Here is a 16,463-nt window from a genome sequence, read left to right as displayed (position 1 = left end):
GGTCCCCGCGCTCGCGATGAATCCCAAAAACTGACGCATGTTCATCTTCAAACTCGGGGATACCGGCGGTAACGTCCGGCCCACCCCCCGTCGGTAGGAGCTGACATGCCACCGAGCACCCCACGCACCACCTTGGACAGACTGAGAACTCCCCGCAGATTCCCCAAGTTCCTCAAGGCAGCATCCCTATGCGTGCTCATTGCCGGCCTTTTGTCGCCGCTTTCCCCGGCGGCCGCCGCCGACACCTCGGCCGAGGCCACCGCGAACGACTACTGCGGCGGACGGTGCTCGGACATCCTGCCGCCCGGTGAGAACGGCAACGCGACCCTCGCCCAGATCCTGCTCAACCAGGCGTTCGGCACCCAGCCCAGCCATGCCGAGGACCAGCTCGCCCCCTACGGCAACCTCGCCTCCGGCTACTCGACGCTCACCGACACCAAGATCAACGACTTCTTCAACGACGCCTCCTTCGGTGTCGCCTCCGACCAGGTCGCCTCCACCACCAAGCCCGGCGGCCGCACCGATGTGACGATCGTCCGCGACAAGAAGACGGGCGTCCCGCACATCACCGGCACCACCCGCTACGGCACCGAGTACGGTGCCGGGTTCGCCGCCGCCCAGGACCGGCTGTGGCTGATGGACGTCTTCCGGCACGTCGGACGCGGCCAGCTGACCGGCTTCGCCGGCGGCGCCGCCTCCAACCAGGGCCTCGAGCAGGAATTCTGGCGCAGCGCGCCCTACACCGAGGCCGATCTGCAGGCCCAGATAGACAGCGCGACCAACAGCGCCGGAGCCCGTGGCACCCAGGCCCTCGCCGACGCCAACGCCTACATCGACGGCATCAACGCCTACATCGACGCCTCCGACAGCGGCCGCTACTTCCCCGGCGAATACGTCCTGACCGGCCACAAGGACTCCATCACCAACGCCGGCACCATCGACCACTTCAAGCTCACCGACCTGGTCGCGCTGGCCTCCGTCATCGGCTCGCTGTTCGGATCCGGAGGCGGCGGCGAGGTCAACAACGCCATCTCGCTGCTCGCCGCCCAGTCCAAGTACGGCGTGGTCGAGGGCACCAAGGCCTGGGAGGCTTTCCGGGAGCGCAACGACCCGGAAGCCGCGCTCACCGTCCACAACGGCGAGAGCTTCCCGTACGCCGGCAAGCCGGACAGCCCGCAGGGCGAGGCCCTGCCCGACGCCGGTTCGGTGACCCAGGAACAGCTCGTCTACGACCGCACCGGCAGCGCGGCCACCGCGAGCGCCACCGGCGCCACGGCCGCGGCGGCCAAGACGTCGCTCACCTCGGCCAGGCGCGGTATGTCCAACGCCCTCGTGGTCAGCGGCAAGCACACCGCCAGCGGCCACCCGATCGCCGTCTTCGGTCCGCAGACCGGCTATTTCGCGCCACAGCTGCTCATGCTCCAGGAGATCCAGGGACCCGGACTCAGCGCCCGGGGCGCCTCCTTCGCGGGCTTGAGCATGTACGTCGAACTCGGCCGCGGCCAGGACTACTCCTGGAGCGCGACGACCTCCGGCCAGGACATCATCGACACCTACGCCGTCGAGCTGTGCCAGGACGACTACCACTACCTCTACCACGGCACCTGTACGGCGATGGACAAGGTCGAGCGGACCAACTCCTGGAAGCCCACCGTCGCCGACGGCACCGCGGCCGGCTCGTACCGGATGCAGGTCTACCGGACGAAGTACGGTCCCGTGGCCTACCGCGCGACCGTGGGCGGCAAGAAGGTCGCGTACACCACCCTGCGCTCCTCCTTCATGCACGAGGCCGACTCGATCATCGGCTTCCAGATGCTCAACGACCCGGACTACGTGAAGAGTCCGGCGACCTTCCAGAGCGCGGTGCAGCACATCAACTACACCTTCAACTGGTTCTACGCCGACTCGGCGCACACCGCGTACTACAACAGCGGCGACAACCCGGTGCGGGCGAACGGGGTCGACGCCGAGTTCCCCGTGTGGGCGCAGGCCGCGTACGAGTGGCAGAACTGGGACCCGGCCACGAACACCGCCTCCTACACCCCGGCTTCCGCGCACCCCAACTCGGTGGACCAGGACTACTACATCTCCTGGAACAACAAACAGGCCAAGGACTACACGACGGCCTCCTGGGGCAACGGCTCGGTGCACCGCGGCGACCTGCTGGAGGACCGGGTCGCGAAGCTGGTCGCGGCGGGCGGTGTGACCAGGTCCGCGCTGGTGAAGGCGATGGCCGACGCGGCGCTCGCCGATCTGCGGGCCGAGGACGTGCTCCCCGACCTGCTGAAGGTCGTCAACAGCTCCCCGGTCACCGACTCCACGGCCGCGGCGGCGGTGAGCAAGCTGTCCGCGTGGGTGACGGCGGGCGCCAAGCGAAAGGAGACCTCGGCCGGCTCGCACACCTACGCCGACGCCGACGCGGTCCGCATCCTGGACGCCTGGTGGCCGCTGCTGGTGAAGGCGGAGTTCCAGCCCGGACTCGGCAGTGACCTCTACACCGCGTTCGGCGGCAACCTCCCCATCGACGAGGCGCCGTCGGCGGGGCACGGACCGACCGGCTCGCACGCCGGAAGCTCCTTCCAGTACGGATGGTGGAGCTATGTCGACAAGGACATCCGGGCGGTGCTGGGGGAGTCCGTGCAGGGCGGCCTGCCGCAGAAGTACTGCGGCGCCGGCAGCCTCAGTGCCTGCCGGGACACCCTGATCAGCACGCTGAAGGAGGCGGCGGGCAAGACCGCGGCCACCGTCTACCCCGGCGACGACCAGTGCTCGGCGGGCGACCAGTGGTGCGCCGACTCGATCGTCCAGCGGACGCTCGGCGGCATCAAGCACGGCAAGATCAGCTGGCAGAACCGGCCGACCTACCAGCAGGTCGTCGAGTACACCTCACACCGGTGAGCACGGACCGGCGCCGGTAGGAGTGGCCGGCACCGGAGAGCGGCGGCGGGTCAGCGGACGCGGCCCGCCGCCAGCACCAACTGCGCCAGCTCGCGATGGCAGATGTCGCTGTGCGCACCCGAGGGGGCCCCGCCCCGGCGCACCACGGCGCCGGCGTCGACGTTCACACATCCCGAGACCGGCAGCCGGGTGCGCAGGGCCTCCGCGAGCGTGAGGGTCCGGGTCCCCGGCACCCCCTGCACCCCGTCGTGGCCCATCGCGCCCCACTTGGCGCCCAGCGCGCGGCCGAGGTCGAAGTCCGCCGCGACGGACCGGGAATCGCCCGCCATCCGCGAGGCCAGCGGGTAGATCGTGCCCAGCGCCGAGTCGAAGCGGGAGTAGCAGCACACCAGCGGGCCGTCGATCCGGTTGTGCTGCCCGTCCAGCACGCCGCTCGCCCGCGCGTCGTGCGGCAGGCGCGCCGCGAACGCGTAGTGCGAGAAGGCGCCTTGGAGCAGCGTCACCGACTTCACCGTGCGCACCCCCGGAGGCAGCCCGCGCAGCGCGAACGAGACCAGCCGGCCGCCGAAACTGTGCCCGACCAGATGCACGCGCACCTCCGGCGCCGCTGCCGCGAGCCGGCCGATCGCCCGCCCGAGCCCGCGCTCACCGACGGTGCCCGCGCGTCGCTTCATCGCGTAGTACGTGGCCTGGCGCAGCAGTTCGTGGGCCCCGTCCCAGAGCCGGGGCAGCGCGAACGTGGCGGCGCCGGGGTTCTCGGCCTCGGCGAGCGCCTGCGCGAACTCACCGCACGCCGTCGCCGTGTCCCCGAAGAGCATCTCGGGATCGCTCTCCGGCACACCCGCGGCCAGGGTGTCCGCCGCGAACGAGGTCTGCGGTCCCTGCGGCCGGACCTCGACGAGCAGCCGCACGAGACGGCCGAACTCCTCCAACGAGGCTCCCTCGTCCGGCTGTTGCTCGAGCAGCCGGGCGATCTGTTCGACCACGGTGGCGCGGCCGGGGAAGACCTCCAGCAGCGCGTGCCGGGTGTTCTTGCCGAGAGCCGGGCGCGCCTCAGGAGCGACGTCGACCGCCACCGACCTGGGGAAGTCCGGGATCGGCTCGTCCGAGAAGCGCATCGAGGGCCACATCACGCCCACGTAGCCGAGGCGCGCGGCCGGCGTGAGCTCCGGGAGGGGTTCGAAGAAGCGGCTGCAGAGGCGGGTGGCCCCCGAACGGTCGCTGTTCCAGCCGTGGGTGAAGACGATCAGGTCACGGACCCCGCGTCGCGGCACTTCTTCGATCCACCGGTCCCGCTCGCGGCCGTCGGCGTCCCCGTCCGCGTCGAACGTCAGCTCCCAGTAGGGAGTGACACTCACTGCCGGATCCGTCATGACAGGCCCCCTGACCCCGCGGGCGGTGCGATATGGGCGCATCGTCCACCCGGCGGGGGCAGTTGGCCAGATGTCACGACTCATCCATCGCGCATCCGTCACTCGTCCGTGGAAGTAGGCGGCGGATCACTTGTAGATGAGGTAGTGCTTCCGAACCTTGCGGAAGGCCTCCAGCTCGTCCTGCCAGGCCGCCACGACCTCGTCCGTGTGCGCGCCCGCGTCGATCATCGTGCGCACCAGCGTCGAGCCCGTCAGCTTGTCGATCCAGTTGTCGGAGCGCCAGGCGAAACCGCTCCAGACCTTCTTCGCGGTCACCAGCAGGGCGATTCCGGTGCGGACAGGTTCGAACGCCGCCCGGTCGTGCACATGGATCTGGACACCCCCGATGGTCCTGCCCTGGAACTTGGAGAAGGTGGGAGCGAAGTACGCCTCTCTGAAGTGCACACCGGGCAGAGCGAGTTCACCGGCCGCCGCGGCCCAGCTCCCGTCGACGCCCTCCGCGCCGAGGAGTTCGAACGGCCGCGTCGTACCGCGCCCCTCCGACAGGTTCGTCCCCTCGAAGAGACACGTCCCGGAGTAGACCAACGCGGTGTCCGGCGTCGGCATGTTCGGGCTCGGCGGCACCCAGGGCAGCCCCCAGGCGTCGTAGAACTCCCCGCGCTTCCAGCCCGACATCTGCACGGTGTCCAGTTCCACGGGCGCCGTCAGGAACTCCCCGTTGAAGAGCCGGGCCAGCTCCGCCACCGTCATGCCGTGCGCCTGCGCGATGGGCTGACGCCCGACGAACGTCGCGAACTCCTTGTGCAGGACCGGACCCTGGGCCGCGCGGCCGGTGACCGGGTTCGGCCGGTCGAGCACCACGAACCGCTTGCCGGCGAGCTGCGCCGCCTCCATGCAGTCGTACAGCGTCCAGATATAGGTGTAGAAGCGGGCTCCCGCGTCCTGGATGTCGAAGACGACGGTGTCCACGCCGGATGCGGTGAAGATGTCGGCGAGTGCCTGACCGCTCTTCAGATACGTGTCGTAGACCGGGAGTCCGGTCGCCGGGTCGTCGTAGCGGCCCTCGGACCCGCCCGCCTGCGCGGTGCCCCGGAAGCCGTGCTCGGGGCCGAAGACGGCGACCAGGTTCACGCGGTCGTCGGCGTGCATCACGTCGACGATGTGCCGGACGTCGCGGGTGACGCCCGTGGGGTTGGTGACCATGCCGACGCGCCCGCCGCCGAGTTGGGCGTACCCGGCCCCGGCGAGGCGCTCGAAGCCGGTGCGGAGCCGGTGGCCGGTGTACTCGGAGGCCTCGGCGGGCAGGGGAGTCAGGGCCGCCGCGGCGGTACCGGCCACGAGCAGTGACCGTCGGGACATGCGCATGGTGTGACCTCCGTGATCGCGGAAGGTTGACACAGGCACGCTAAGGGCTGCCGGGGGAAGTTCGTAGGGCGCGGATGCCCCCGGCCTGTCGTGGCTTCTCCCGAGGTAGCCCGCGCGCTGCCGGGAACCCTTCCCTTGTTACATACCGACTGGTTAGTCTGTCGTCGCAGCAGAGCCGTGAGCGTCGCGTCGAAGGAGACCCAAGGTGGAAGCCGTGCAGGGTGCGGGAGTGGTTGTCACCGGAGCGGGGGGTGGCATCGGGGCCGCGCTGGCCCGCCGTTTCGCCGCCCAGGGAGCGCGGGTCGTGGTCAACGACCTCGACGCGGACAAGGCGAAGGCCGTGGCCGACGAGATCGGCGGCACAGCGGTCCCGGGGGACGCCTCCCTGATCGTGGCCGAGGCGCGGGACGCCCTCGGCGGCACGGTCGACGTCTACTGCGCCAACGCGGGAGTCGCCTCGGGCGGCTCCGAAGCGGCCGGAGAGAAGGTCTGGGCCCTCGCCTGGGACGTCAACGTGATGGCGCACGTACGCGCCGCCGAGGCGCTGCTGCCGGACTGGCTGGAGCGCGGCAGCGGCCGTTTCGTCTCCACCGTCTCGGCGGCCGGACTGCTCACCATGATCGGCGCCGCGCCGTACAGCGTCACCAAGCACGGCGCGTACGCGTTCGCCGAGTGGCTGTCGCTGACGTACCGCCACCGCGGTCTGAAGGTGCACGCGATCTGTCCGCAGGGTGTGCGCACCGACATGCTCGACGCGACCGGCAGCGCGGGCGACCTCGTGCTCCAGCCGACCGCCATCGAGCCGGATGCCGTCGCCGACGCGCTCATGAAGGGGATCGAGGAGGACCGCTTCCTGATCCTCCCGCACCCCGAGGTCGCCGGTTACTACCAGGCGCGGGCCGCCGACCCCGACCGCTGGATGACGAACATGAACCACCTCCAGCAGAAGTGGGAGACCACCGAGTGACCCGCTACGCCGACCGGCCCTGGGTGGCCCTGCTCAACGAGGCGCAGCGTGGCCCGGTGAGCCCCGCCGACACCCTCGTCCACGCTCTCCGGGACGCGGTCGCGCACACCCCGGACCGGACCGCGCTCGCCTACTTCGACGGGCGGCTGAGCTACCGCGAGGTCGACGAGCTGAGCGACTCCGTCGCCGGGCACCTCGCCGCACGCGGGCTGGAGCGGGGCGACCGGGTCGCGATCATGCTCCAGAACTCCCCGCACTTCGTGCTCGCCCTGCTCGGCGCCTGGAAGGCCGGCGCGACGGTCGTGCCGGTCAACCCGATGTACAAGTCCGGCGAGGTCCGGCACGTCCTGCACGACGCGGAGGTGAGCGCCCTCGTCTGCTCCGACCGCGCCTGGGACGCGTATCTGCGCGAGACCGCCGCCGACTCGCCCGTACGTGCCGTCCTGACGGCCTGCGAGCTGGACTTCCAGACCCGCGACGACCCGCGCGTGCTGGCCTTCGAGCGACTGCCCGTGGACGCGGGGGCCGACGATCTCGTCGCCGTCGCCCGGCATGGACACAAGGCGCCCGGCGGCCGAGGCCTCGGCCCGTCCGACATCGCGCTGATCAGCTACACCTCGGGCACCAGCGGCACCCCCAAGGGAGCCACCAACACGCACGGCAACATCATGTACAACGCCGAGCGGCAGCGGACCGGCCTCGCGCTGCCCGAGGCACCCGTGTACTTCGCGATGGCGCCGCTGTTCCACATCACCGGGATGGTCTGCCAGCTCGCCGCCTGCCTCGACAGCGCCGGCACGCTGGTCCTCGCGTACCGCTTCGAGGCGGGGGTCGTGCTCGACGCGTTCGCCGAGCACCGGCCGCTCTACACGGTGGGCCCCTCCACCGCCTTCATGGCGCTGGCCGCCCACCCGGCGGTCACGCCGGACCACTTCTCCTCCTTCGTGAACATCTCCTCCGGCGGTGCCCCGCTGCCGCCGGCCCTCGTCGAGAGGTTCCGGGACGCCCTCGGGCCGTACATCCGCAACGGCTACGGGCTCACCGAGTGCACCGCCCCGTGCGCCTCCGTGCCGCCGGGCCTGGAGGCGCCGGTGGACCCGGCCTCCGGGACCCTCGCGGTCGGCGTGCCGGGCCCGGAGTCGGTCGTACGCATCGTCGACGACCTGGGCGAAGAGGTCCCCTTCGGAGAACAGGGAGAGATCCTCGTACGCGGTCCGCAGGTGGTGCCGGGCTACTGGAACCGCCCCGAGGCCACCGCCGAGACCTTCCCGGGCGGCGAGCTGCGCACCGGCGACATCGGATTCATGGACGCGAACGGCTGGCTCTACGTGGTCGACCGCAAGAAGGACATGATCAACGCGTCCGGCTTCAAGGTGTGGCCGCGCGAGGTCGAGGACGTCCTCCACACCCACCCGGCGGTGCGGGAGGCGGCCGTCGTCGGCATCCCCGACGGCTACCGCGGAGAGACCGTCAAGGCGTACATCAGCCTGCGTCCGGGTGCTTCCGAGGACCCCGACGCGCTGGCCGCGTACTGCAGGGAGAGACTGGCCGCCTACAAATATCCGCGGCAGGTGGTGATCCTGCCCGAATTGCCGAAGACGGCGAGTGGGAAGATCCTCCGTCGGGAACTGCGTTCCCGGTCCGAGGACTCCCAGTAGACGACAGCTATAGGTGTGAATGCCCGGAAGGCAGGTGGCGGCAGTGCCCAGGACGACGGACGGTGACGGTACGCCCGTCCCGCAGCGGCTGCTCGCCGCCGCCACCCGGCTCTTCGCGGAGCAGGGCTACGACCGCACCTCGGTGCAGGAGATCGTCGAGGCGGCGGGCGTCACCAAGGGGGCGCTGTACCACTACTTCGGCTCCAAGGACGATCTGCTGCACGAGGTCTACGCCCGCGTGCTGCGCCTCCAGCAGGAGCGGCTGGACGCGTTCGCGGACGCGGACGCGCCGGTCGAGGAGCGGCTGCGGGGCGCGGCGGCCGACGTGGTCGTGACGACCATCGACAATCTCGACGACGCCTCGATCTTCTTCCGGTCGATGCACCACCTCGGCCCCGAGAAGCTCAAGCAGGTGCGGTCCGAGCGCCGCCGCTACCACGAGCGCTTCCGCGCCCTGATCGAGGAGGGCCAGAAGAAGGGCGTCTTCTCCACGGCCACCCCCGCCGACCTGGTCGTCGACTACCACTTCGGCTCGGTCCACCACCTGTCGACGTGGTACCGGCCCGACGGGCCGCTCGGCCCCCAGGAGGTCGCCGACCACCTGGCGGACCTCCTGCTGCGCGCACTGCGCCCGTAGCCGCCGGCCGAGGCACGGACAGCACACTGCGGCCCCACCGGACGGTGGGGCCGCAGTGCCGTGCTCACACGCTTCCGGTCACACGTACTTCTTGATCTCCCGGTGCGCCAGCGAACGCTGGTGGACCTCGTCGGGTCCGTCGGCGAGCTTCAGCGTCCGCGCGGCGGCCCAGAGCTCGGCCAGCGGGAAGTCCTGGCTGACACCGCCCGCGCCGTGCAGCTGGACGGCCTTGTCGAGGATGTCGACGACCGTGCGGGGAGTGGCGATCTTGATGGCCTGGATCTCCGTGTGGGCACCCTTGTTGCCGACCGTGTCCATCATCCAGGCCGTCTTCAGGACCAGCAGACGCAGCTGCTCGACGGCGACCCGCGCGTCGGCGATCCAGTTCTGGACGACACCCTGCTGGGCCAGCGGCTTGCCGAACGCCGTACGGGACACCGCGCGCCGGCACATCAGCTCGATGGCCCGCTCGGCCATGCCGATCAGCCGCATGCAGTGGTGGATCCGGCCCGGACCGAGCCGCGCCTGCGCGATGGCGAAACCGCCGCCCTCCTCGCCGACCAGGTTGCTCGCCGGGACCCGGACGTGATCGAAGACGACCTCCGCGTGCCCGCCGTGCGAGTGGTCCTCGTAGCCGTACACCTGCATCGCGCGCCGGACGTCCAGGCCCGGTGTGTCGCGCGGGACCAGGATCATCGACTGCTGGCGGCGGATGTCGGCGCCGTCCGGGTCCGTCTTGCCCATCACGATGAAGATCTTGCAGTCGGGGTTCATCGCCCCGGAGATGTACCACTTGCGGCCGGTGATGACGTAGTCGTCGCCGTCGCGCTCGATCAGCGTGGTGATGTTCGTGGCGTCCGAGGAGGCGACCTCGGGCTCCGTCATCGCGAACGCGGACCGGATCTCACCGGCGAGCAGCGGCTCCAGCCACTGCTTCTTCTGCCGCTCGTCGCCGAACTGGGTGAGTACTTCCATGTTGCCGGTGTCCGGAGCGGCGCAGTTCAGCGCGGTGGGCGCCAAGTGCGGGCTGCGGCCCGTGATTTCGGCGAGCGGGGCGTACTGGAGATTGGTCAGCCCGGCGCCGTACTCGGAGTCCGGCAGGAAGAGGTTCCACAGTCCCTGCCTGCGGGCCTCGGCCTTCAACTCGCCGACCACGGCGGGCGTGTCCCAGGGGGAGGCCAGCAGGGCGCGCTGCTCCTCCGCGACGGCCTCCGCCGGATAGACGTACTCGTCCATGAAGGCGAGCAGCTTCTGGCGCAGTTCTTCGGTGCGCGCGTCGAATCCGAAGTCCATGACGGATCAGCCTTCCTGAAGGGTGGTCAGGCCGTGCTCGATGAAGACGGGGGTCAGTTCGCCGATGCGGTCGAAGCCCGCACCGACGGTCTGGCCCTTCGTGTAGCGGTAGTGGATGCCCTCCAGGATCACGGCGAGCTTGAACCACGCGAACGCCGTGTACCAGGAGACCGCGGACACGTCGCGCCCCGAGCGCGTGGCGTACCGTTCGACGATCTCGGCTGCCTCCGGATGTCCGGCGGCCGAAGCGGTCGTGCTGATGGGGGAGTTGGGCAGGTCGAGCCGCGTGCTGTACATGACGAGCAGGCCCAGGTCGGTCAGCGGATCGCCGAGCGTGGACATCTCCCAGTCCAGGATCGCCCTGATCCGGTCGTCGGGCCCGATCAGCACGTTGTCGAGCCGGTAGTCGCCGTGCACGACGGTGGGCGCGGGAGAGCCGGGCAGTTCGCGCCCCAGGGCGGCGTGCAGCTCGTCGATCCCGGCGAGCTCGCGGTTCCTGGAGGCGTCCAGTTGCTTGCCCCAGCGGCGCAGCTGCCGGTCCAGGAAGCCCTCGGGGCGGCCGAAGTCGGCGAGACCCACTTCGGCCGGGTCCACCGAGTGCAGTTCGACCAGGGTGTCCACCAGCCCGAGCACCGCGTCGCGGGTGCGCTGCGGGCCGAGCGGGGCGAGCTGGTCGGCGGTGCGGAACGGGGTGCCCTCCACGAACTCCATGACGTAGAACGGGGCGCCGACCACCGAGTCGTCCTCGCACAGCAGCACGGGGTTCGGGACCGGCACGGCCGTCGGGTGCAGCGCGCTGATCACCCGGTGCTCACGCTTCATGTCGTGCGCCGTGGCCAGCACATGGCCCAGCGGAGGCCGCCGTACGACCCACCGGGCCGTGCCGTCGGAGACCGCGTAGGTGAGGTTCGACCGTCCGCCCTCGATCAGCCGGCCGGTCAGCGGGCCGTTCACCAGTCCGGGCCGCTCATGGTCGAGCAGGCCGCGCAACCGGTCGAGATCGAGACCTGGCGGGTGGTCCGTGCTCATCATTGCTCCTCAGCACACGGGAACGGGACGTGACTATGATGCCGACCAGTCGGTATGTCGTCCAGCGGCTGCGCGAAACGTGATCGGCGTCTCCCCCGGAATGCGCGAACCGGGGGAGACGCCGTCGGGGCCGAGAGGTCAGCGGGTCAGTGGTCGTCCCAGTGGCCGTCGTGCTCGGCGTGCCGGTGGCCGTCGTGCAGATAGTCGAGATGGTCGCCGTGCGCCACGGCCGGGTGCCCGCAGCCCTCGCCGTGCTGATGGCCGTGCCGGTCGTGCGCCACATGGCCGCTCGGCTCGCACTCGTCCCAGTGCCCCGAGTGCTCGCGGTGCAGATGCCCGTCGTGCGCGTAGTCGACGTGGTCCTCGTGGCGTACCTCGGTGTGACCGCAATTCGGGCCGTGGACGTGCTGGTGGGTGGGGTGCTCCTGGTGAAGGGTGGTCATCGTGCTCACCTTCGGCTGTGACGTGAAGTGGGTGGTCCGCGAGAGGCGGGAGTGGGGCCAAGAGACTGCCCGCGAGGCGCGGGGGTGGGCGACGACCCAGGCTAGCGCCCCAAAGTGTCCCCATTTCGACCATTTCATGTCGCGTGGCGTCCGAGTACCCCTAGAACACCAACGCCACGGCGCACACGACGAACGCCAACGTGCACAGGGTCGCCGCCGTCGCCTGACGGGGAGCGAGGACGGCCGGGCCGGCCGGGCCCGAGGCCGCCAGTGTCCGGATGCGGCGGTGGGCGAGGGCGAGGAAGGCCAGCCAGAGGACGCAGCAGAACGCGCACGCCACGATCCCGGCGGCGGAGCCGCTGTCGTGCAGGGCCGCCTTCGCCGCGAGCACGGCGACGACGGTGCTCGAGAGGGTCGTACGACGCCAGGCCAGCCGTGTGCGTTCCGGCTGGAGGCCCGGGTCCCGTTCCTCCCGGACGGGCCCGGTCATCCCGCCCAGCCGACGAGGACGACGACGACCATCGCGACCGCGACGACCGCGACGACGATGCTCAGTACCGCCGGGAACCGCGACACCGGCAGGTCCTCGCCGCGGCGCATCGCCCGCTCGCAGCGCACCCAGTGGTTGACGGCCCGCAGCGAGCAGAGCACGCCGGCCGCCAGCAGTGCCAGGGCGAGGCCCACCCGCCAGGCCCAGCGCAGGTCCGGCAGGAACTGGTCCACGGCGAAACCCCCGCCGATGAGAGCGAGCGCGGTGCGCAGCCAGGCCAGAAAGGTCCGCTCGTTGGCCAGGGAGAACCGGTAGTCGGGGGTTCCGCCCTCCTCCCGGATCTCCTGGGGCGCGAACCACAACCGGACATTACGCACGAGTTCGATCACGTCCAGACCCTACCGGGGAGCCCTCCACGGGAGGCTGCCGGTGCCGCCCGTCACCGTTCGGGCCGTGAGTGTCCCCCGTCGCCCGCCGGCCACGGGGTACCCGCGTCCGGTCTCGCCCCGGCCCGGGACCCGCTGCTCAGTCCATCGCCCGGTAGTCCCTGAGCCGCTCGTGCGCCGCCAGCCCGTCCGGGACCCACGTCCACTCCGACAGCCGGCGCTCCACCTCGTCCTCGGTGAGGAAGTCGTGCCAGGCGACCTCCTCCACCTGCGGGTTCACCGGAAGCTCGCAGCGGACCTCGTACACGGCCGACCACCAGGCCGCTCCGGCCCCGTCGTCGTACAGGAACGTGAAGAGGGGGGTCGGCCGGGGAAGCCCGGAGACGCCGAGTTCCTCCTCGGCCTCGCGGAGCGCGGCGTCGTCGTAGGACTCGCCCGCGCCGACGACTCCGCCGACGAACATGTCGTAGAGGGAGGGGAACACCAGTTTGGTGGGGGTGCGCCGATGGACGAAGATCCGGCCTTCGGCGTCCCGCGCCTGGATGAACACGCAGCGGTGGCGCAGCCCGCGCGCGTACGCCTCCCCGCGAGGGGACTGCCCGATGACCCGGTCGTTCTCGTCCACGATGTCGAGGATCTCGTCAGCGGCACTCATGGAACCATCCAAGCAGCATGCGGCAGGGCCGGCTTCCTCGATGCCGCCGGAGATCCCGCGAGGCTGATGCGGCCGGAGATCCCGGGAAGGCCATTGGGTCCGGAGATCCCGGGAGGCCGATGCCGCCGGAGATCCCGCGAGGCTAGTGCGGCTGGAGATCCCGGGAGCGCTCCGGCTCGGCCGTGCCCGAGGGCATCGCCGGGTGCATCCCCAGCAGGACGATCCCCGTCACGACGGCCGCGAGCCCCGCGGCCTGCCAGGCGAGGGCTCCGGCGTCGGTGCGGAGCTGGTCACCGAGGAAGCCCACCCCGCAGGCGATGCCGGCCAGCGGCTGGGCTGCGGTGAGCGCGGGCAGCGACATCCGCAGGGGTGCGGTCTCGAAGGCGCTCTGGACCAGGATCAGACCGGTGACGCCGAGGACGAGGACCGCGTACGGCTGCCAGCCGGTGAGCAGCTCGCTCCAGCCGCCGTCCCCGAACCGCTGGCCGCTGACCCGGGTGAGCGCGTCCTGCAGGCCGTAGAGCAGCCCGGCGGCCGTGGCGAGCAGCACGGGTCCGGCGCTCAGCCGTGACCGCTTCGCGTAGGTGGTGAGCAGCAGGGCGAGCCCGACCACGATCCCGATGATCAGCCAGTGCCGCAGCGGGTCGTCGACGGCGTCGCCACCCTGCGGCTGCCCGGCCACGATGAACGCCGAGACACCGCCCGCGAGCAGCAGGAGCCCGGCCCAGCCCTGCCGGCCCAGCGGCTGTTTGGTCTGGTGGCGGGAGAGCGCGAGCGCGAAGAGCAGGTTGGTCGCCAGGAGCGGCTCGACCAGCGTGACCTCGCCCTTGCCGAGCGCGATCGCGCCGAGCACCATGCCGCAGACCATGAGTCCGATGCCGCCCAGCCAGCGCGGGACCCGGATGAGGTCGATCAGCAGGCGGGGGGAGAGGAAGTCGCTCAGCGGGGCGTGCGAGGCCGCGTTCTGCTGGAGCACGAAGCCGAAACCCAGACAGCAGGCCGCGCTCACGGCGAGGACCAGAACCAGAACCGACACGCTGGGTACCTCGAAACATCGGGAGTCGGGGGCCACGGTTGAGATTCCCGCCGACTCTAGTGCCAAGGGCCGGGAGCCTGCCCCGGGAGAACCCGGAACCAGGCGGTTGACTCGGTCACCTTTCTTGCCGAAGGATCTGACCGATCAGTAACAAGTGCTGGTCGCCCGCAGGGGTCGACCACCACCAATGTCTCACCAACCAGCGATGCTGCCGATCGGATCGTGACAAACGTCATCAAGTCGTCCGTGCGACGGTGACCGATCCGACCGGTCGGAATGCCGAGAGGACGGGCCCATGGCCTACGACGCAGATGTGATCGTCATCGGAGCGGGCCTGGCGGGGCTCGCGGCGACCGCGGAGCTCGTCGACGCGGGCCGCAAGGTGATCCTCCTCGACCAGGAGCCCGAGCAGTCGATCGGCGGCCAGGCGCACTGGTCCTTCGGCGGGCTCTTCTTCGTCGACTCGCCCGAGCAGCGCCGCATGCGGATCAAGGACAGTCACGCGCTCGCCCTCCAGGACTGGATGGGCACGGCCGCCTTCGACCGGCCCGAGGACCACTGGCCGCGTCAGTGGGCCGAGGCGTACGTCGACTTCGCGGCCGGCGAGAAGCGGCCCTGGCTGCACGGGCAGGGGGTCCGCTTCTTCCCCGTGGTCGGCTGGGCCGAGCGCGGCGGCTACGACGCCAACGGGCACGGGAACTCCGTGCCGCGCTTCCACATCACCTGGGGAACCGGGCCCGGCCTCGTCGCGCCCTTCGAGCGGCGGGTACGGGAGGGAGTCGCCCGCGGTCTGGTCGAGCTGCGGTTCCGCCACCGGGTCACCGCTCTGTCCCGCAGCGCGGGCTCCGTCGACACCGTCACCGGAGAGATCCTGGAGCCGTCCGGCATCGAGCGCGGCCAGGCCAGCAGCCGCGCGGTCACCGGCGCCTTCGAACTCACGGCCCAGGCCGTGATCGTCACCTCCGGCGGCATCGGCGGCAACCACGACCTCGTCCGCGCCAACTGGCCCGAGCGGCTGGGCACTCCGCCCGAGCGGATGATCTCCGGTGTACCCGCGCACGTCGACGGCGCGATGCTCGGGATCGCCGAGGGGGCCGGCGCCCGCCTCATCAACCGCGACCGCATGTGGCACTACACCGAGGGCATCCAGAACTGGAACCCCATCTGGGACAAGCACGGCATCCGCATCCTGCCGGGCCCCTCCTCCCTCTGGCTGGACGCGCGCGGCAACCGGCTGCCGGTACCGCTCTTCCCGGGCTTCGACACCCTCGGCACCCTCGAACACATCATGCGGACCGGGTACGACTACACCTGGTTCGTGCTCGACCAGAAGATCATCGGCAAGGAGTTCGCGCTCTCCGGTTCCGAGCAGAACCCCGATCTGACCGGCAAGTCGATCCGGGGCGTCATCGGGCGGGCCCGGGCCGATGTGCCCGCTCCGGTCAAGGCGTTCATGGACCAGGGTGTCGACTTCGTCGTCGAGAAGGACCTCGGCGCGCTGGTACGGGGGATGAACGCGCTCACCGAGAAGCCGCTCATCGACGAGGCGGCCCTGCGCCGCGAGATCGTCGCGCGCGACCGCGAGATCGCCAACCCCTTCACCAAGGACCTCCAGGTCATGTCGATCCGCGGGGCCCGCAACTACCTCGGCGACAAGCTGATCCGCACCGCGACCCCGCACCGCATCCTCGACCCCAAGGCGGGCCCGCTGATCGCGGTGCGCCTGAACATCCTGACCCGCAAGACCCTCGGCGGCCTGGAGACGGATCTCTCCTCGCGGGTGCTGACCGAGGGCGGAGAGCCGCTGGAGGGCGTGTACGCCGCCGGTGAGGCCGCCGGGTTCGGCGGCGGCGGAGTCCATGGATACCGGTCGCTGGAAGGCACCTTCCTCGGCGGCTGCCTCTTCTCGGGCCGTACGGCTGGCCGGGCGGCGGCCAAGGCGGTGGGCTGATCACGTCCGGAGGGGGACGGCCGTCCACGTCGCCGGAACGGGACGGCCGTCCCCGTCATGCGGAGGGGACGGCCGTCCCCGTCATGGGGACTGGACCGCCGTCCATGTCCTGCGGATCGGGTGGCCGTCCATGTCCTGTGGGCGGGGCGGCCGTTGTCATCAGGACAGGGCCGCCGTTCGCGTTGTAGGGATGCGTCGGCCGTTCACGTCACCGGGACAAGGCGGCTGTTCAGGGCGTTGTGGGGCGATGCCTGTCAACTGTGTGTCATACAGGGGTAGTTG

Annotated in this window: 14 protein-coding genes; 5 read left to right on the top strand and 9 right to left on the bottom strand. The window is 70.7% G+C overall.

Annotation, left to right across the window (positions count from 1 at the left end; translation table 11 throughout):
* Window positions 1–105: 105 nt before the first annotated feature.
* On the top strand, window positions 106–2,898 hold the full coding sequence (locus tag OG788_RS11600) for a penicillin acylase family protein (protein WP_406370529.1): 2,793 nt from the start codon (window positions 106–108) through the stop codon (window positions 2,896–2,898).
* Between the two features lie 50 nt (window positions 2,899–2,948).
* Here OG788_RS11600 and OG788_RS11595 read toward each other — a convergent pair whose 3' ends face one another.
* Both OG788_RS11595 and OG788_RS11590 read right to left on the bottom strand, forming a co-directional pair.
* Complete coding sequence (locus OG788_RS11595) at window positions 2,949–4,271, bottom strand: serine-threonine protein kinase (RefSeq protein WP_406370527.1); 1,323 nt, start codon at window positions 4,269–4,271, stop codon at window positions 2,949–2,951.
* A 126-nt stretch (window positions 4,272–4,397) separates the two neighbouring features.
* The gene (locus OG788_RS11590; RefSeq protein WP_406370525.1) at window positions 4,398–5,636 is read right to left on the bottom strand and encodes an exo-beta-N-acetylmuramidase NamZ domain-containing protein; all 1,239 of its coding nucleotides are present in this window, start codon (window positions 5,634–5,636) and stop codon (window positions 4,398–4,400) included.
* A 205-nt stretch (window positions 5,637–5,841) separates the two neighbouring features.
* Here OG788_RS11590 and OG788_RS11585 point away from each other — a divergent pair, with 205 nt between their 5' ends.
* The 3 genes from OG788_RS11585 to OG788_RS11575 are packed head-to-tail and all read left to right on the top strand — an operon-like array spanning window position 5,842 to window position 8,898.
* Window positions 5,842–6,603: an SDR family oxidoreductase gene (locus OG788_RS11585; protein WP_406370523.1), complete on the top strand. Its 762-nt coding sequence runs from the start codon at window positions 5,842–5,844 to the stop codon at window positions 6,601–6,603.
* On the top strand, window positions 6,600–8,261 hold the full coding sequence (locus OG788_RS11580) for a class I adenylate-forming enzyme family protein (protein WP_406370521.1): 1,662 nt from the start codon (window positions 6,600–6,602) through the stop codon (window positions 8,259–8,261). Before OG788_RS11585 ends, OG788_RS11580 begins: the two co-directional genes overlap by 4 nt.
* A 43-nt stretch (window positions 8,262–8,304) precedes the next feature.
* Window positions 8,305–8,898, top strand: a complete 594-nt coding sequence (locus OG788_RS11575) for a TetR/AcrR family transcriptional regulator (protein WP_351550371.1) — start codon at window positions 8,305–8,307, stop codon at window positions 8,896–8,898.
* A 78-nt stretch (window positions 8,899–8,976) separates the two neighbouring features.
* Here OG788_RS11575 and OG788_RS11570 read toward each other — a convergent pair whose 3' ends face one another.
* The 7 genes from OG788_RS11570 to OG788_RS11540 all read right to left on the bottom strand — a co-directional run bounded on the left by OG788_RS11570 (window position 8,977) and on the right by OG788_RS11540 (window position 14,230).
* Complete coding sequence (locus OG788_RS11570) at window positions 8,977–10,191, bottom strand: acyl-CoA dehydrogenase family protein (RefSeq protein ID WP_406370519.1); 1,215 nt, start codon at window positions 10,189–10,191, stop codon at window positions 8,977–8,979.
* A 6-nt stretch (window positions 10,192–10,197) separates the two neighbouring features.
* On the bottom strand, window positions 10,198–11,220 hold the full coding sequence (locus OG788_RS11565; protein ID WP_406370518.1) for a phosphotransferase family protein: 1,023 nt from the start codon (window positions 11,218–11,220) through the stop codon (window positions 10,198–10,200).
* Window positions 11,221–11,366: 146 nt separating this feature from the next.
* On the bottom strand, window positions 11,367–11,663 hold the full coding sequence (locus OG788_RS11560) for a hypothetical protein (RefSeq protein ID WP_351550380.1): 297 nt from the start codon (window positions 11,661–11,663) through the stop codon (window positions 11,367–11,369).
* A gap of 160 nt (window positions 11,664–11,823) precedes the next feature.
* The gene (locus OG788_RS11555; protein WP_351550383.1) at window positions 11,824–12,153 is read right to left on the bottom strand and encodes a DUF202 domain-containing protein; all 330 of its coding nucleotides are present in this window, start codon (window positions 12,151–12,153) and stop codon (window positions 11,824–11,826) included.
* A complete protein-coding gene (locus OG788_RS11550) occupies window positions 12,150–12,542 on the bottom strand; it encodes a DUF202 domain-containing protein (RefSeq protein WP_351550386.1) in 393 nt (130 codons plus the stop codon). Before OG788_RS11550 ends, OG788_RS11555 begins: the two co-directional genes overlap by 4 nt.
* Before the next feature lie 136 nt (window positions 12,543–12,678).
* Complete coding sequence (locus OG788_RS11545; protein WP_406370515.1) at window positions 12,679–13,194, bottom strand: NUDIX hydrolase; 516 nt, start codon at window positions 13,192–13,194, stop codon at window positions 12,679–12,681.
* Between the two features lie 142 nt (window positions 13,195–13,336).
* A complete protein-coding gene (locus tag OG788_RS11540; protein WP_356748916.1) occupies window positions 13,337–14,230 on the bottom strand; it encodes a DMT family transporter in 894 nt (297 codons plus the stop codon).
* Window positions 14,231–14,525: 295 nt separating this feature from the next.
* On the opposite strand from OG788_RS11540, the gene OG788_RS11535 reads away from it, so the two are divergent.
* The gene (locus tag OG788_RS11535; RefSeq protein WP_351550395.1) at window positions 14,526–16,181 is read left to right on the top strand and encodes an FAD-binding dehydrogenase; all 1,656 of its coding nucleotides are present in this window, start codon (window positions 14,526–14,528) and stop codon (window positions 16,179–16,181) included.
* Window positions 16,182–16,463: the final 282 nt, after the last annotated feature.

The sequence above is a fragment of the Streptomyces sp. NBC_00647 genome (assembly GCF_045207245.1).
Lineage (GTDB): Bacteria > Actinomycetota > Actinomycetes > Streptomycetales > Streptomycetaceae > Streptomyces.
Note: the sequence above shows the minus strand (reverse complement) of the source record. Positions and strands in the feature narration are given on the sequence as shown.

Excerpts from the sequence above, each read along its gene's own strand:
- OG788_RS11600 (WP_406370529.1), top strand. The coding sequence starts at position 106 with ATGCCACCGAGCACCCCACGCACCACCTTGGACAGACTGAGAACTCCC.
- OG788_RS11595 (WP_406370527.1), bottom strand. The coding sequence starts at position 4,271 with ATGACGGATCCGGCAGTGAGTGTCACTCCCTACTGGGAGCTGACGTTC.
- OG788_RS11590 (WP_406370525.1), bottom strand. The coding sequence starts at position 5,636 with ATGCGCATGTCCCGACGGTCACTGCTCGTGGCCGGTACCGCCGCGGCG.
- OG788_RS11570 (WP_406370519.1), bottom strand. The coding sequence starts at position 10,191 with ATGGACTTCGGATTCGACGCGCGCACCGAAGAACTGCGCCAGAAGCTG.
- OG788_RS11565 (WP_406370518.1), bottom strand. The coding sequence starts at position 11,220 with ATGAGCACGGACCACCCGCCAGGTCTCGATCTCGACCGGTTGCGCGGC.
- OG788_RS11560 (WP_351550380.1), bottom strand. The coding sequence starts at position 11,663 with ATGACCACCCTTCACCAGGAGCACCCCACCCACCAGCACGTCCACGGC.
- OG788_RS11555 (WP_351550383.1), bottom strand. The coding sequence starts at position 12,153 with ATGACCGGGCCCGTCCGGGAGGAACGGGACCCGGGCCTCCAGCCGGAA.
- OG788_RS11545 (WP_406370515.1), bottom strand. The coding sequence starts at position 13,194 with ATGAGTGCCGCTGACGAGATCCTCGACATCGTGGACGAGAACGACCGG.
- OG788_RS11535 (WP_351550395.1), top strand. The coding sequence starts at position 14,526 with ATGGCCTACGACGCAGATGTGATCGTCATCGGAGCGGGCCTGGCGGGG.